At 70.6% G+C, this 15,433-nt stretch carries 16 protein-coding genes; 5 read left to right on the top strand and 11 right to left on the bottom strand.

Annotation, left to right across the window (positions count from 1 at the left end; genetic code table 11):
* Both FDA94_RS15145 and FDA94_RS15140 read left to right on the top strand, forming a co-directional pair.
* On the top strand, window positions 1-432 hold a 432-nt coding region (locus FDA94_RS15145), incomplete at its 5' end, for a PucR family transcriptional regulator (protein ID WP_170990943.1).
* A 52-nt stretch (window positions 433-484) separates the two neighbouring features.
* Window positions 485-1,477 (top strand): alpha/beta fold hydrolase, encoded by a 993-nt coding sequence (locus FDA94_RS15140; protein WP_137247689.1) that lies wholly within the window; start codon window positions 485-487, stop codon window positions 1,475-1,477.
* Here the strand turns inward: FDA94_RS15140 and FDA94_RS15135 are convergent.
* Together FDA94_RS15135 and FDA94_RS15130 are read right to left on the bottom strand one after the other, a co-directional pair.
* The gene (locus FDA94_RS15135; RefSeq protein ID WP_137247688.1) at window positions 1,474-3,372 is read right to left on the bottom strand and encodes a glycosyltransferase family 2 protein; all 1,899 of its coding nucleotides are present in this window, start codon (window positions 3,370-3,372) and stop codon (window positions 1,474-1,476) included. The two genes, FDA94_RS15140 and FDA94_RS15135, sit on opposite strands and share 4 nt — an antisense overlap.
* 66 nt (window positions 3,373-3,438) lie before the next feature.
* Complete coding sequence (locus FDA94_RS15130) at window positions 3,439-4,038, bottom strand: aggregation-promoting factor C-terminal-like domain-containing protein (RefSeq protein WP_246059924.1); 600 nt, start codon at window positions 4,036-4,038, stop codon at window positions 3,439-3,441.
* Between the two features lie 361 nt (window positions 4,039-4,399).
* Here FDA94_RS15130 and FDA94_RS15125 point away from each other — a divergent pair, with 361 nt between their 5' ends.
* From FDA94_RS15125 to FDA94_RS15115, 3 genes are read left to right on the top strand one after another with little or no spacing between them, the layout of a single operon-like run.
* Window positions 4,400-5,074 carry a response regulator transcription factor gene (locus tag FDA94_RS15125; RefSeq protein ID WP_137247686.1) on the top strand — a complete coding sequence of 225 codons (675 nt, stop codon included), beginning with the start codon at window positions 4,400-4,402 and terminating at the stop codon, window positions 5,072-5,074.
* Between the two features lie 7 nt (window positions 5,075-5,081).
* Complete coding sequence (locus FDA94_RS15120) at window positions 5,082-6,503, top strand: sensor histidine kinase (RefSeq protein ID WP_246059922.1); 1,422 nt, start codon at window positions 5,082-5,084, stop codon at window positions 6,501-6,503.
* Entirely contained in the window at window positions 6,500-7,024 is a 525-nt protein-coding gene (locus tag FDA94_RS15115; RefSeq protein WP_137247685.1) for a hypothetical protein, read from the top strand. Before FDA94_RS15120 ends, FDA94_RS15115 begins: the two co-directional genes overlap by 4 nt.
* A 2-nt stretch (window positions 7,025-7,026) precedes the next feature.
* On the opposite strand, the gene phoH2 is transcribed toward FDA94_RS15115, so the two are convergent.
* The 9 genes from phoH2 to FDA94_RS15080 form a co-directional block, all read right to left on the bottom strand.
* Window positions 7,027-8,340, bottom strand: coding sequence for an RNA 5'-3' helicase PhoH2 (gene phoH2, locus FDA94_RS15110; protein WP_083975169.1), 1,314 nt, complete (start codon window positions 8,338-8,340; stop codon window positions 7,027-7,029).
* Between the two features lie 254 nt (window positions 8,341-8,594).
* Window positions 8,595-9,356: an isoprenyl transferase gene (locus FDA94_RS15105; RefSeq protein WP_062338964.1), complete on the bottom strand. Its 762-nt coding sequence runs from the start codon at window positions 9,354-9,356 to the stop codon at window positions 8,595-8,597.
* A 56-nt stretch (window positions 9,357-9,412) separates the two neighbouring features.
* Complete coding sequence (locus tag FDA94_RS15100) at window positions 9,413-9,925, bottom strand: hypothetical protein (RefSeq protein WP_246059920.1); 513 nt, start codon at window positions 9,923-9,925, stop codon at window positions 9,413-9,415.
* 88 nt (window positions 9,926-10,013) lie between these two features.
* On the bottom strand, window positions 10,014-10,385 hold the full coding sequence (locus FDA94_RS39165) for an SCO6045 C-terminal-like domain-containing protein (RefSeq protein ID WP_170990942.1): 372 nt from the start codon (window positions 10,383-10,385) through the stop codon (window positions 10,014-10,016).
* Between the two features lie 92 nt (window positions 10,386-10,477).
* Window positions 10,478-11,287 carry an MbnB/TglH/ChrH family RiPP precursor modification enzyme gene (locus FDA94_RS39160; RefSeq protein WP_246059918.1) on the bottom strand — a complete coding sequence of 270 codons (810 nt, stop codon included), beginning with the start codon at window positions 11,285-11,287 and terminating at the stop codon, window positions 10,478-10,480.
* Window positions 11,277-12,230, bottom strand: a complete 954-nt coding sequence (locus FDA94_RS15090) for a TIGR04222 domain-containing membrane protein (protein WP_170990940.1) — start codon at window positions 12,228-12,230, stop codon at window positions 11,277-11,279. The genes FDA94_RS39160 and FDA94_RS15090 overlap by 11 nt, the downstream gene beginning before the upstream one ends.
* 118 nt (window positions 12,231-12,348) lie before the next feature.
* Entirely contained in the window at window positions 12,349-12,495 is a 147-nt protein-coding gene (locus tag FDA94_RS39155; RefSeq protein ID WP_170990939.1) for a hypothetical protein, read from the bottom strand.
* Between the two features lie 370 nt (window positions 12,496-12,865).
* Window positions 12,866-14,659 (bottom strand): phosphoenolpyruvate carboxykinase (GTP), encoded by a 1,794-nt coding sequence (locus FDA94_RS15085; RefSeq protein WP_137247683.1) that lies wholly within the window; start codon window positions 14,657-14,659, stop codon window positions 12,866-12,868.
* 243 nt (window positions 14,660-14,902) lie between these two features.
* Window positions 14,903-15,412 carry a hypothetical protein gene (locus FDA94_RS15080; protein ID WP_062440493.1) on the bottom strand — a complete coding sequence of 170 codons (510 nt, stop codon included), beginning with the start codon at window positions 15,410-15,412 and terminating at the stop codon, window positions 14,903-14,905.
* Between the last annotated feature and the right edge of the window lie 21 nt (window positions 15,413-15,433).

Genomic DNA, 15,433 nt, shown 5'->3' with positions numbered 1-15,433 from the left:
ACCGCCGGGGCCGCGCAGGCGCGGTCGGACGTGGCCGCCGCCTACGAGGAGGCCCGCCGGTGCGCGTCGGCCCTGGTGGCGCTCGGCCGGGCGGGCGACGGCGCGGGCGCCGCCGAACTCGGCTTCGTCGGCCTGGTGATCGGCGAGGGACGTGACGTGGCCGGGTTCGTCCACGGCGCGATCGGGGCGGTGGGCGACTACGACGAGAAGAAGGGCACCCAGCTCGTCCAGACGCTGGCCACCTACTTCGCGTGCGGCGGGCAGCTCACCCGGACCGCCGAGGCCCTGCACATCCACGTCAACACGGTCACCCAGCGGCTCGACCGGATCAGGCGGCTGCTCGGCGACGACTGGCAGGAGCCGGAGCGGGCGCTGGAGATCCAGCTCGCCCTGCGGCTCGGTAGCGCCTTCCGCCATCCGCAGGGCCGGTGATATGTGCCGTACGCCCATGGTTGTGATGGGCGTCACTCCTTAGGTTGTGAGCATGAACATGGAACGAATCGGCACCGCGAGGTTGACGCAGAACGTCCGGTCGGTGCCCGGCGCCGAGGGCGAAGCGGTGCTGTTCGTGCACGGCAACGTGTCGTCCGGGGCCTTCTGGGAGGACACGCTGGAGGCGTTCGCCGCCACCCACCGGCCGCTCGCGGTCGACCTGCGCGGCTTCGGCGACACCGACCCCGAGCCGGTCGACGCCTCGCGCGGAGTGCGCGACTACAGCGACGACGTGCTGGCGCTGCTCGACGCGCTGGAGATCGACCGCGTCCACCTGGTCGGCTGGAGCCTGGGCGGCGGCGTGGTGCTCCAGGCGCTCATGGACCGCCCGTCGGTCGTGGCCAGCGTGACGCTGGTCAACCCGGTCTCGCCGTACGGCTTCGGCGGCACCCACGACCTCACGGGCACCCCCACCCACGCCGACCACGCGGGCAGCGGGGCCGGCGGCGCCAACCCCGACTTCGTGTCGGCCCTGGCCAACGGCGACACCGGCGACGGCCCGGTGACCCCGCTGCGGGTGTTCCGCACGACGTACGTGAAGAACCCCGTCCCCGGCGAGGACCGCTGGGTCGCCTCGATGCTGACCACCCGTATCGGCGACGACCACTACCCGGGCGACGCGATCCCCTCGGACAACTGGCCCGGCGTCGGGCCCGGCACACGGGGCGTGCTCAACAGCCTGTCGCCCGCGCACTTCCGCATCGACCTGAGCGGCGTCGACCCGAAGCCGCCCATCCTGTGGCTGCGCGGCGCCGACGACGTGATCGTCTCGGACACCTCGCTGTTCGACCTGGCCCACCTGGGCGCCCTCGGCGCGATCCCCGGCTCCCCCGGCACCCCGGCCCAGCCGATGATCGGCCAGACCAGGGCGTTCCTGGAGGCGTACGGGAACTACACCGAGGTCGTCGTCGACGACTGCGGCCACAGCCCGCACATCGAGAAGCCCGAGGAGTTCCGCGAGGCGCTGCGCAAGCACCTCGGTTAGAGCATCCCGTACCGCCGCTTGAGCGAGGCGACCATCCGCTTCCAGCCGGTGGGCGGGCGTGGGGTCTCCAGGCTCCGCACGACCGCCCTGCCGCGCTGGGTCTCGACGGCGAAGCGGAGGTCGACGAGGCTGCCGTCCATGCGCAGCTTGGGGCGCCAGACCCCCCGGGTGAGGCCACCGCGCCCGGAGGGGAGCTTGGCGATGAGCTGACCGGCGAACCTGCCCGGTTCGCCCGGCTCGATGAGGGCGGGCGCCACGACGGTCTTCCCGCCGACGCGGCGCAGCACCAGCTCGGCCGACGGGCCGCCGTTCGGCGGCACGTAGGGCACCGGGACCGACATGAACACCGCGCCGTCGTGCGCCGAGACCGTGGCCGCCTGGGAGACCAGCGCGATCGACTCGGCGAACGAGCGGGGTTCGACGCAGACGCTCAGCTCGCCCTTGTCCGACCAGCACGGCACCACGAGCCGCCGGGGGTACTCGGCCATCATCCCGGCCGAGGTGAACCCCTTGTCGGGACGCATGACCCGGGTCCGGGCCGGGTTCACGCCGCGCATCCGCACGTGCACCTCCCACACGCCCGGGTCGAGGGGGCGGCCGAAGGCGGCGGTGCCGACGTCGAACCGGGCGTCGCCCGAGGCGCGCAGCCGCACGCCGCCCTCCACGGGCAGCCGCCGCAGCTCGCCGGTGACCGGCAGGAAGTGCATCTCGCCGGTCTCCGAGTGCCGGACGTACACCTCCATCCGCACCTCTTCGGCCGCGTCGGTGATCTCGCGCAGGGCGGGGTCGAGCCGGTCGACCCGCGACGGCGGCACCCACCAGACCCGGTCGCCGTCGGCCGCGAACACCATCGGCGTGCCGTCGGCGGCGACCAGCTCGGCCGTCAGGGTGAGCGACAGCACGTGGCCCTCCCACCGCAGGTCGCCAAGCTCGGCGTCGAGCCGGGTCCCCTGGGCCGCGGTGGCCAGGTCGACGATCCCCTTGGTGTCTCCGGTACGCAGCAACGCCGCCCTGGCCCTCAGGTGGACCGGCAGATGGGTGTCGAGGGTCTGGGGGAACCGGGCGGCGGTGATGGCCTTGAGATGGCCGTACAGGAGCTCCTGGCGCTCGGCCGGCAGGCCGAGGAACGGCGGGCCGAGGCGGCGCAGGGCGACGCTGCGGAAGAAGTGGGCGGCGATGCGGTCGCGCTGGACACCAGGCTCGGTCTGGGCCTCGACGATGTCCATGATCGCGCTCAGCCCGGCGACGAGGTCCCAGTCTCCCGGCTCGGGCTCGCCCGACGGCGCGACGTGGCAGACCACGTGCCCGGCCGCCACCGCGATCACCTTCGCCGACAGGTAGGCCCGCAGCACGAACGCCTGCTCCGACAGCGCCCGGTCGGCGAACCGGAGCTGGTGGGTCTCGATGAACTCGCGGCGGAACAGCTTGTGCGCGGTCACGGCGGTGAGCAGCCGGTCGCGGAGCAGGTCGGCCCGGTCGCGGTCGCGGGTGAACGCGGCGGCGACGGGCCCGTCGCCGCTCAGCCGCCCGACCAGCACGTCGGCCTCGGTCTCCTTGGCCCGTTCGAACAACCGTTGCAGCGCGCCCGGCTCCAGCCGGTCGTGCGCGTTCATCAGGAACACGAACTCGCCCAGCGCCACCGACAGCGCGGCGTTGCGGCCCCGGGCCGGATCGCCGGTGCGGTCGAGGTGCAGCACCCGCACGTTCGACCGCGTGGCCGCGAGGGCGTCGAGGCGCTTACGGGTCCCGTCGGTCGACCCGTCGTCGGCGAAGATCACTTCGTACTCGTCCGGCGGGAGCTCCAGCAGAGAGCGCACGCACGCGTCGAACGAGTCGCTGGCGGGTCCGGCATTTCCGACAGGGACCGCGACGGAGACTTTCAGCCCTTGGCGCATTCCCCCAGCGTGCGGGGAATGCGCCAAAGCGCTGATCAGCCTTGCCGAAGGATGGCCATTCCTTACCTAGTACCAGCCCACCCGCTGGCTGTGCCCCCAGGCGCCACAAGGTGAGCCGTAACGGCCCTTGATGTAGCCGAGACCCCACTTGATCTGGGTGGCCGGGTTGGTCTGCCAGTCGGAGCCCGCGCTGGCCATCTTGCTGCCGGGCAGCGACTGCGGGATGCCGTAGGCCCCGGAGTAGCGGTTCATGGCCCGCTCGTTCCAGTGGCTCTCCTTGTCCCACAGCTTCTCCAGGCAGCCCCACTCGCTCTCCCAGCCCATGGCGGCGTTCATCTGCTTGCCGAGGGCCTTGTTGGAGCCGGGGTCGGGCGAGGAGCCGGGCGGGAAGTCGGCCGGCAGGAAGCCGCCGCCGCCGGGCGCCTCCTTCGGGATCTCGACGCTGTCGTCGGGGCCGAAGGGCTTGCGGCCCTCACGGCTGCCCGCGAGCTTGCTCTCCTGCATGGCCGAGGCGGCGTCGGCCTTGAGCGCGTCGATCCGGGGGTCGTTGCCGATGATGTCGGGGTTGAAGCCGAGGATGTCGATCGGCGTCGACGGCCGGTTGGCGTTCTCGATCGCGGTGCGGACCAGGAAGGTGGCGAACCCGGCGATCACGGCGACGGTCACGCCGGTGATCACGAGGCGCTTGGGGGTGAACAGCGGCCCTCTGGGCCGTTTCGGAGGTGGCGGAGGCTCTTCCGACAGCCTCGGCTGGGACGGCGGCGGCGGGGGTGTCGTCGGCGACGCGGCCCGGCGGGCACGACGGGCCCCGGGGCGGCGTTCCCTGACAGGCTGACCAGAACTCACGACCTATGAGCTTGCCGTGCGGGGGTGGGTGGTCCGCAACCGATTCGCGAAACCTGCTTGACCACTTCTTTAGACAAAGGGGTCTAACAAGCACTTTCTTCGCCGATGTGATTTTGCTCACACCCGATTTCGTCGCCTTATGCCAGCTTCTTCCGGTCCGGGCAGGCCGCATAATGTCCGGATGGCAGGCATCCTCCTCGTTGAAGACGACCCTTCGGTCCGGACCGGACTGGAGCTCGCGCTCGCCCGCCAAGGTCACTCGATCACCGCGTTCGGCACGGGCGAGGAGGCCCTGGAGCACATCCGGGCGCGCCGGCCGGAGATCGTCATCCTCGACGTGATGCTGCCCGGGATCGACGGCGTCGAGGTGTGCCGGAGGATCCGCAAGCTCGACTCGCTGCCCATCATCCTGCTGACGGCGCTCGGCGACGACCTCGACGTCGTGGTCGGCCTGGAGGCCGGCGCCGACGACTACGTGATCAAGCCGGTCGAGCCCCGCGTGCTCGACGCCCGCATCAGGGCGATCCTGCGCCGCATGGAGTCGGCCTCCACCGACCGCATCACCTTCGGCGACCTGATGATCGACCGCGGCGCGCTCAAGGTCACCCTGGACGGCCGCGAGGTCCACCTCACCCCGACCGAGCTGCGGCTGCTGCTGGAACTGGTGCGCCACCCCGGCCAGGTGCTCAACCGGCGCTACCTGCTGCGCTCGGTGTGGGACCACACCCACGTGGCCGACTCGCGGCTCGTCGACGCGTGCGTGCAGCGCATCCGGGCCAAGATCGAGCCCACCCCGGGCGACCCCGTCTACATTCACACGGTCAGGGGCTTCGGTTACCGTTTCAGCGGGCCGTGAGTCTTCGGTGAGCAGCCTGCGCAAGCGGCTCGTCGTCACCTTCACGGTCGTCGCGGTGACGGCCTCGATCATGGTGGCCGGCATCGGCTACCAGATCGTCCGGGGTGAGCTGCTGCGGCGGGCCGAGTCGAGCGCGATCGACGACGTCCGCGACACCATGGACCGGCTGACCCTCCCCATCGGCACCAGCGACCTGCTGTGGCCCAACGACGCCTCGGTCACCGACGACGACCTCAGCAACCTGGTCGCCAGCCTCAGCGGCCCCGACCGCCAGGTGATCGTCGAGTACGGCCAGGAACCCCCACGCTTCTCCGAGAGCGCCCAGGTCACCCCGGCCGACATCCCCGACGACGTGAGGGCCGCCGCGCGCACCCGGATCGCCTACCGGACCATGACGATCGACGACCAGCCGACCCTCGTCGTCGGCACCGACGTCAAACGCCAGACCGGCAGCGGCGCGGTCCGCTCCACCGGCATGTCGATCTTCGTGTTCGTCTCCATGACCGACGTCGACCGGGTGCTCGCCAACCTGCGCGCCGCCCTGCTCCAGGCCGGCTCGCTCACCCTCGTCATCGCGCTCACCGTCGCGCTGCTGTCGGCCCGCCAGGTCCTCCTTCCGGTACGCCGCCTCGGCGAGGCCGCCCGCGCCCTGGGCGCCGGCCGGCTCGACACCCGGCTCCCGGTCCACGGCCGCGACGAACTGGCCGAGCTCACCGCCACGTTCAACGAGACGGCGCAGGCGCTGGAGCAGACCGTCCAGGAGCTCTCCTCGCTGGAGGCCATGTCACGGCGGTTCGTCGCCGACGTCTCCCACGAGCTGCGCACCCCGCTGACCACCATGACCGCGGTCACCGACATGCTCTCCGACGAGGCCGAACGCCTGCCGCCCGACGCCGGGCAGGCGGTCCACCTGGTGGTCGCCGAGATCGAGCGGCTGCGCTCGCTGGTCGACGACCTGATCGAGGTCAGCCGCTTCGACTCCGGCGCGGCCGTGCTCCGCCGCGAGACCGTGGACGTCGGCGACGAGCTGACCGAGAGCCTGGAGATCCGCGGCTGGACCGACCAGGTGACCCTGCGGGTGCCCGACGGCCTGACCTACCAGCTCGACCCGCGCCGCTTCGACGTGATGGTCGCCAACCTGGTCGGCAACGCCCTCAAACACGGCGAACGGCCGGTGACGGTGACCGCCAAGGTCCTGCCCAGCGGCCTGGAGGTACGCGTCAGGGACCACGGCGCCGGCATCCCCCGCGAGGACCTGCCGCACGTCTTCGACCGCTTCTTCAAGGCCGGCGCCAACCGGGCCCGCTCGGGCGGCAGCGGCCTCGGCCTGTCGATCGCCAAGGCCAACGCCGAGCTCCACCGCGGCACGATCACGGTCAAGCTCGCCGACCCCGGCACCCAGTTCACGTTGTGGATACCGCGCCCATGAGGAAACTGCTGTGCGTGCTGTTGCTGGTCACCGGGTGCGGGGTCACCCCGACCGGCGTCCAGGACGGCGGTCCGCCGCCGGTGATCAGCCCGAAGGCGGCCGTCGCGACGGTCTACCTGCTGCGTGACGGCAAGCTGGAGCCCAGCAGCGTCGCGGTGGCGTCGCACTCGATGGACAACGTGATGGCCGCCCTCTTCGAGGCGGGCGCCCGCTCGACCTCCGGCCTCACCAGCGAGCTCACCGGCCTGTCGTGGCAGACCAGCCAGCTCACCCGCTTCGGGACGGTCCGCAACGACCCCGACAACGCCGACGGCTTCCGGCTGTCGCTGTTCGTCAGCGGCGGCCGGCCGATCACCAAGACGGCGCAGGCCCAGATGACCTGCACCGCCATGCGGCAGCGGCAGGACATCTGGGCCGTCACGATCACCAGGACCGACGCCACCGGCCCGGTGTCCTACGGTGAGCACACCTGCCGCGAGTTCTGGCACCTCGCGGCCCCGGGCCGGCAGCTGCCCCGCTAGTTCTACGGGGTGATGTCTTCGAGCATCTCCGTCACCAGGGCGGCGATCGGGGAGCGTTCCGAACGCGTCAGGGTGACGTGGGCGAACAGCGGGTGGCCCTTCAGCTTCTCCACCACGGCGACGACACCGTCGTGGCGGCCGACCCGCAGGTTGTCGCGCTGGGCGATGTCGTGGGTCAGCACGACCCGCGAGTTGGCGCCGATGCGGGACAGGACCGTCAGCAGCACGCCCCGTTCCAGCGACTGGGCCTCGTCGACGATCACGAACGCGTCGTGGAGCGACCGGCCGCGGATGTGCGTCAGCGGCAGGACCTCCAGCATGCCCCGGTCGAGGACCTCCTCGATCACCTCGGGCGTGGTCACCGCGCCCAGGGTGTCGTAGACGGCCTGGGCCCACGGGCCCATCTTCTCGTTCTCGGTGCCGGGCAGGTAGCCGAGGTCCTGGCCGCCGACCGCGTAGAGCGGGCGGAAGACGATGACCTTGCGGTGCTGGCGGCGTTCGAGCACGGCCTCGAGACCGGCGCAGAGCGCGAGCGCCGACTTGCCGGTGCCGGCCCGGCCGCCCAGCGAGACGATCCCGATCTCCGGGTCCATCAGCAGGTCGAGCGCGATGCGCTGCTCGGCGCTGCGGCCGTGGAGGCCGAACACCTCGCGGTCGCCGCGCACCAGGCGCACCGACTTGTCCGGGAGCACCCTTCCGAGCGCGGAACCCTTGCTGGTCAGCAGCCGCAGACCCGTGTGGGTCGGCAGGTCGCGGGCCTCTTGGAGCTCGGTCGAGCCGTGTTCGAAGAGCGCCTCCACATCTTCTGTGGTGACCTGGAGCTCGTCCATGCCGGTCCAGCTCTCATCGGACTCGGCGACCAGCTCCGCGCGGTATTCCTCGGCGGCCAAGCCGATGGAGGCGGCCTTGATGCGCATCGGCAGGTCTTTGGAGACCAGCACGACGTCATAGCCCTCGGACGCCAGGTTCTGCGCGACGGTGAGGATGCGCGTGTCGTTGTCGCCCAGCCGGAACCCGGCCGGCAGGCCGGACGGATCGCTGTGGTTGAGCTCGACCCTGAGGGTTCCCTCACCCATCGGGATCGGCTCGTCGAGGCGGCCGTGCTGGACACGCAGATCGTCCAGGAATCGCAGGGCTTTGCGGGCGAAGTATCCCAGCTCGGGATGGTGCCGCTTACCTTCCAGCTCTGTGATCACGACAACGGGGAGCACCACTTCATGTTCGTCGAACCGGCTCATCGCGGCCGGGTCGGCGAGCAGGACAGAGGTGTCCAGGATGTACGTGCGCCGGGAGGTGCCAGACGAGTGACCGGACATGGACGGGTTGGACAATGCCACGCGTTCTCCCCCGGGCGCCGGGGGTCGGCGCCCTGCCTTGACTGGTGGTGAACGGACCGGGCCCGGACGCCTTCAAGGCGGTGCCGGGAACCGGCCCCACCTGCGAAGTCATCAAGACGCAAGAACGGGCCCTCTCCCGAGGTGAGCGTGGATGCTCACGTCTTACGGTACGTCCTGAATCCCCCCGCGCCAACGCTCCAATCCTGTCCGAAAGGGGGTGTTCACGTGCCGTTTCAGGAGCCGTACCGACGGTTACGCGCGGCGTAGGCGCGGAGCGCCCGCAGAAAGTCCACTCTGCGGAAATCGGGCCAGTAGGCCTCGCAGAAGTAGAACTCGGAGTGGGCACTCTGCCAGAGCAGGAATCCGGAGAGTCGCTGCTCCCCTGAGGTCCGGATGACGAGATCCGGATCGGGCAGGCCGCGCGTGTAGAGATGCTCAGCGATGTGCTCCACATCGAGGACCTCCACGAGGTCCTCGATGCTCGCCCCCTTGCTGGCGTGCTCCTGGAGGAGGGAGCGCACCGCATCAGCGATCTCACGTCTTCCTCCATACCCAACGGCCACGTTCACAATCAGCCCAGGCCGGTGTGATGTTGCCTCTTTCGCATTTTTCAGGACATGCGCCGTGTGATCGGGCAGCAGGTCCAGCGATCCCATGGGTTTGACGTGCCAGCCCTGTTCGACCAGGTCGTCGACCAGATTCTCGATCACCTGGAGCAGCGGTTCGAGCTCCTTCTTGTCACGCGAGAGGTTGTCGGTCGACAGGAGCCACAGGGTGACGTACTCGACGCCGGCCTCCTTGCACCACACGAGGAGCTCGGAGATCTTGTCGGCGCCCTTCTGGTGGCCGTGGCGGACGTCCTCGTGGCCGTTCGAGCGGGCCCAGCGGCGGTTCCCGTCGACGATCACGCCGACGTGGCGGGGGGCCTGGATCGAGGTGAGCTTTCGTTCGAGCCTGCGTTCGTACACCTTGTAAACAAGATCGCGCAGGTCCATGACTCCCCCGGTGATTCGCTTGAGCCAGCTGTCACATGACAGACATGGTCAAGCAATTATCGGGGGCGAGATGCCATCCCCGCTCCCGAAATGAGGGAGCTGTTACGTTCCATCCCATATTGGGTGCCAAGCCGGACTTCTGCCTCTGTCACGAGAGACATCAGGAACATCAGGAGCTCTCCCGAGGTGACCACCGCGCGCAACCCGATCCCGGGTGCGCCCCACGCCTCGACGCAGGCCCGCCTGGTCAGCCGCCATCGGCCGGTCGCGCCCCGGCCGGGCACCCAGACGGGGATGAGTCTCAGCTGGCAGCGGAGCTCCCCGCCGCCCACGACGTCGGTGCGGCTGCGGTAGCGGAACCCGAACAGCTCCCCCTCGTCGGCCTCCCCGGGAAACCGGTCGTCGGGGTCGTCCCAGGCAAGCTGGGACTCCCGGGCCTCGGCCACCGACCGGGCCAGGCGGGCCAGGAACCAGCCGCAGCGCTCCCCGACCGAGCCGTAGGCCACGCCGTCGCGGAAGAGCTCCAGCGTGACCTCGTAGGGCACCCCGGCGCTGTCGCGGCATGCCACGGGATCAACCGTCAGGTATGACCCATCAACGCACCGTAGTCCACCCACGCCAGAGAGGGTATCCCGGGCGGACCCCCGCAAACCGGCCCTACCGTGATTGATCCCTCTTTGGGGTGAGCCGCCACCAGTGCCGCTTTTGCCGGGGCTCCAGATCGGGGGCGCCAAGCAGCCCCCGATCGCGCAGCCAGCCGGCGAACGCCGCCGCGTCGGCCCGCGAGCCGCCCTGGGGTTTCGGCCGACCGGAAGCGTAGGCGTGGAACTCGCGGGCGAAGGCGTTCCCGAGGGCCTCGACCACATCGGGCCGGGCCACCGCGACCAGCCCCCGCCGCTTGGCGATCAGGCTGCCGGCCTGGATCCGGAGCCGCTCGGCGTCGAACCCCTCGGGCGGCGCGGCCCCCGCGACCAGGGCGGACAGCAGGGCCCGCTGCTGGTCGGCGAGTCGGGCGCGCGGGTCATCCATTCTTCTGCTCCGTTACGGCTCCGCCCGGCCGGCACCGCCCGCCGACCACGGCCCGCCCCGCAACCGGCGCCGACCGGCCGCGCCGGTCCCGCTCAGCCACGGTTCATCGCCGCTCTGATGCGGTCGAGTTCGGCCGAGAGGTCGGCGTCGCTCGGGTAGTCGGCGTCCCACTCCAGCAGGGCGCCCGGAGGCCGGTGGCGGGCGCAGAGTTCGGCCAGCAGGTCGAGGACCTCCTCCGGCGGGGAGGCGGTGTGGGTGTCGTGCCACACGTCGCCGTGGCCGTGGCCGCCGGCGACGTGGACGTAGGCGACGTGTTCCAGGGGCAGGGCGTCGAGGGCCTTGACCGCGTCGAGGCCCAGGTTGACCTGGTTGGTGTAGAGGTTGGCCACGTCGATCAGCAGCTTCACTCCGGTCCGCTCGACCAGCTCGCCGAGGAACTGGGCCTCGGTCAGCTCGTCGCCGGGCCAGCCGAACAGGGCCGCGACGTTCTCCAGTGCCAGCGGCACCGGCAGGCAGTCGAGGGCGATCCGCACGTTCTCGACGATCACGCTCAGCGCGTCGCGCGTGCGCGGCACCGGCAGCAGGTGGCCGGCTTCGAGGTCACCCGACCTGACGTACGCGAGATGTTCGGAGACCAGCGGAGACCCGAGGGCCTCGGCGGCGCCGGCCAGGTGGTCGAGCCGGGCCCGGTCGGGCCGCTCGGCCCCGCCGAGGCCGAGCGCGACCCCGTGGGGGATCACCGGGATCCCCCGCTCGCGCAGCACCCGCAGCGATTCGGGCACCCGGGCCGGGTTGACCGTCTCGGCGATGACCTCGGTGAACTCGACCCCGGGCAGGTGCTCGACGGTCAGGTCGATCTCCGAGCGCCAGCCGATGCCGACCCCGAGCCGGTCAGCTGCCACCGCAGCCCCCGCCGCAGCCACCACCACCGCAGCTCGACCCGCCGCCCGAGTCGCCGCCACCGCCGCCGCCGCCGAAGTCGCCGCCGCCGAAGTCGGAGCCGGAGCCCCACCCGGAGTCGGCGCCGGACGGGCCGCCGCAGGCTCCGGCGCCGCACCCGCTGCCGTTCTGCAGTTCGGTGTGGCCCGGGCCGGTGTAGATGGCGATGCCGTAGAGCGCGAGGGTGCTGTCGTTGCCGCTGTTGTGGGCGTAGGCGAGCTCGCGGGTACGCGGGTAACGCGCCATGGCCGCCCTGAGCGCCGCGTGCCCGGCCTCGGTCAGCACGCTGCGGTTCTCCTTAGCGTAACTCGACGAGACCGCCAGCGCGATGATCCACGTCAGCAGCGAGATCACCAGGGTCAGCACGTTCCAGACCAGGAAGTCGAACCAGCCCAGCGCCATCGTCACGATGCTGACCGGCACGAACAGCCCGGGGATCGCCAGCAGCCAGCGCAGCTTGGCGTTGGCCCGCCGGGCCAGGGTGAGCGCCGACTCGGCCACCACGAGACCCTGGCCGCGCAGCCCGTAGTCGATGCCCGTCACCGCCGGGCCCACGGCGGCGGTCCGCCGGAGGTCGGCCAGCGAGCGGCCGTTGGTCCCGGCCGCCAGGTCGAGCACCTCCTGCTCGATCCGCTCGGCGGGCGCTCCGGCGATGCCCCGCACCGCCGTGACGGTGCCGTCGCGGGAGATGCGCACGCGTCCCTGGGACACGAGCACCGCCACCGCGGTGTTCACGACCCGGCGCGGGCCGCCGGCCAGGAAGGCCAGCGAGTAGGGGTCGGGCGGAGCCGTGGGATGGTAGCCGCCGGCTTTGACCCGGCGCTGTTCCTTCTTCACCCGTCCCGCCTGACGGAAGACCACGACGGACGCGACGGACGCGAGGATGAAGAGCAAAAGGGAGCCCATGCCGCCTCCAGGGGACGACTCTGAGGGAGAGTTCAACCGATTAGACGATCGCATGAGGGGCGCGGTTCGCACATCGTCCGGAATGACGAAGGACTGTCCTCCCAACCGGCAGGCGGCGCTAATAACCGCCGCCGCAACTCGACGAGCTACAGCTGGAGCCGGTGAAACTCGACCGGCCGCCGGAGGAGGCGTTGCGCAGCTCGGTCTCATCGGGCCCGGTGTAGGCGGCCATCCCGTAGATCGCGACCTGGACCACGTCATCCACGGTCGACGGCGACGAAGAGACCGCTTCCGGGCGGCGGGGGCGGCGGGCCTTGGCCGCCTTGACGGCCGCGGCGCCGCGAGGGCGGTCCGGAAGACCCGGTCCCGCCCGCCGACGAGGTAGGCCAGCGCGTGGGGGCCGAGGTCGGGCGGGACGGACGCGGCGACGACGATAGGGGACGAAGAGCAGGAAGAAGTCCACACCGCCTCCAGGAGAATGATCGTCTCGTCCCTGAACGATCACATTTGACCCCTGGCTCGCGCATGCGCGATTTCCGCCGGGAACGCGAACGGCCCGCGCGGCCGTGAGGGCGGCGCGGGCCGTTCGTGGTGGGGGAGGCCCGACGCCGTTGGCGGGACTCCTGCTCGGTGGGTCAGCCCAGACGGTCGACCAGGGTGCGGTACTCCTCCCAGAGCCCCTCCGGCAGATGGTCGCCGAAGGTCTCGAAGTGGGCCGGGATCAGGGCGGCCTCCCTGCGCCAGACGTCGCGATCGACGGTGAGCAGCAGGTCCATGTCGTGGTCGGCGATGTCGAGGCCCTCGGTGTCGATCTTGACGGGCAGGCGTCCGATCGGGGTGTCGACCGCCTCGGCCTGGCCGTTGAGGCGTTCGACGATCCACTTCAAAACCCGGCTGTTCTCGCCGAACCCGGGCCACACGAAGCGGCCGTCGGCGTCCTTGCGGAACCAGTTCACGTAGTAGATCCGGGGCAGCCGGGCGCCCTTCGTCTCGCCGATCTCCAGCCAGTGGGCGAAGTAGTCGCCCATGTTGTAGCCGCAGAACGGCAGCATCGCGAACGGGTCGTGGCGCAGTTCGCCGACCGTCCCCTCGGCCGCCGCCGTCTTCTCGGAGGCCACGTTGGCGCCCATGAACACACCGTGCCGCCAGCTACGGGCCTCGGTGACCAGCGGGACGGCCGTCGCGCGCCGGCCGCCGAAGAGGATCGCCGAGATCGGCACGCCCTTCGGGTCCTGCCACTCGCGGGCGATCGTCGGGCACTGGTGGGCCGGCGTGGTGAACCGGGCGTTCGGATGGGCGGCCAGCTCGCCGGAGTCGGGCGTCCAGGAGTTCCCGCGCCAGTCGGTCAGGTGGGCGGGCGGCTCGTCGGTGAGGCCCTCCCACCAGACGTCGCCGTCGTCGGTCAGCGCGACGTTGGTGAAGATGCTGTTGCCCCACAGCGTCTTGATCGCGTTGGCGTTGGTCGTCTGGCCGGTGCCCGGCGCGACCCCGAAGAAGCCCGCCTCGGGGTTGATCGCGTAGAGGCGGCCGTCGTCGCCGAACCGCATCCAGGCGATGTCGTCGCCGATCGTCTCGACCTTCCAGCCCGGGATGGTCGGCTGCAGCATGGCCAGGTTGGTCTTGCCGCACGCCGACGGGAAGGCCGCCGCGATGTAGCGGGTCTCCCCGTTGGGCGGGGTGAGCTTGAGGATCAGCATGTGCTCGGCCAGCCAGCCCTCGTCGCGGGCCATCGTGCTGGCGATCCGCAGGGCGTAGCACTTCTTGCCGAGCAGGGCGTTGCCGCCGTAGCCGGAGCCGTACGACCAGATCTCGCGGGTCTCCGGGAAGTGGCTGATGTATTTGGTCTCGCTGCACGGCCAGGCGACGTCACGCCGCCCGGGTGCGAGCGGGGCGCCGACGGAGTGGACGCACTTCACGAAGTCGCCGCGCTCCTCGATGAGGCGCAGGGCGTCGTCGCCCATGCGGGTCATCACGCGCATCGAGACGGCCACGTAGGCCGAGTCGGTGATCTCCACGCCCAGCTGGGAGATCGGGCCGCCCAGGGGGCCCATGCAGAACGGGACCACGTACATGGTCCGGCCCCGCATCGAGCCCTTGAACAGCTTCCCGAAGGTCCGCCGCATCTCCTCGGGAGCGATCCAGTTGTTGGTGGGCCCGGCGTCCTTCTCCTGCTCGGAGCAGATGAAGGTGCGGTCTTCCACGCGGGCGACGTCCGACGGGTCGGAGGCGGCGTGGAAACTGTTCGGCCGGGCTCTCAGGCGGGTCAGGGTGCCCTGGTCGACCAGCAGGTTGGTGAGCCGGGTCCATTCGGCCTCGGACCCGTCGCACCATTCGATCCGGTCGGGCTCGGTGAGTTCCGCGATCTCGCTGACCCAGGCGGCCAGCTCGGCATGAGTGGTCGGATGCGACACCTGTACTGACACGGACACGAGGGCGGCTCCTTAATGTACGTCAGGGCCAATTCATCATCCGCGACGAATACCCACTAAATCCAATTGGTGTGGACCAATGCCTATTCGTCACCACAACCGCTGGTCAGCGAGCTGGATGATGGGAGGAGCTTACCCCTGACGAACCATTTCAAATTGTGCCGCCCACCTCTTTCCCGTAGATACGGGGCTAAACATTGGTATAGGCCATAATGAATGGTTTAGACCATTCGACGAATTGGTTCAGTCCACTCCGCCGGGACCCGCGGCCCGTACGCGATCGACGGCCTGGAGGGCATCCCGCAGGTCAGCGAGCCAGGTGTCGGTGTGCCGGCCGACCAGGCGGACGCACCAGGCGAGCGCGTCGGAGCGGCTGCGCGCGACTCCGGCGGCGACGAGCGTGTCGAGCACCTGCCGTTCGCCCTGCCGCAGCCGGGTCATGACCGGGACGGAGAGTGTGGTGAACATCACGACGTCACCGCCGATCTTCACCCCCCACGAGACCTTCCGGCGGAAGCGGTGCTCGGCCTGCCGGGCGATCTCGATGCGGCGCTCGCGGGTCTCCTCGCGAAACCGCTCGACGTAGCCCTCCTCGGCGGCGGCCCGCTCGGGGTCGGGCAGACCCTCGGTCACGGTCAGCGGGGGAAGCGCGCCGACGACGGTGATCTCCTCGCGGTCGACGACGACCTCGGGGCGCTCGGTGAACCAGTTCTCGGGGAGACGGTGGGCGAACCACTCGGCTTCTGCACTCATGTAATCAACATTACATCGTTG

It is taken from the genome of Herbidospora galbida (assembly GCF_005233835.1).
Lineage (GTDB): Bacteria > Actinomycetota > Actinomycetes > Streptosporangiales > Streptosporangiaceae > Herbidospora > Herbidospora galbida.
This window is presented reverse-complemented; position numbering and strand designations above follow the sequence as displayed.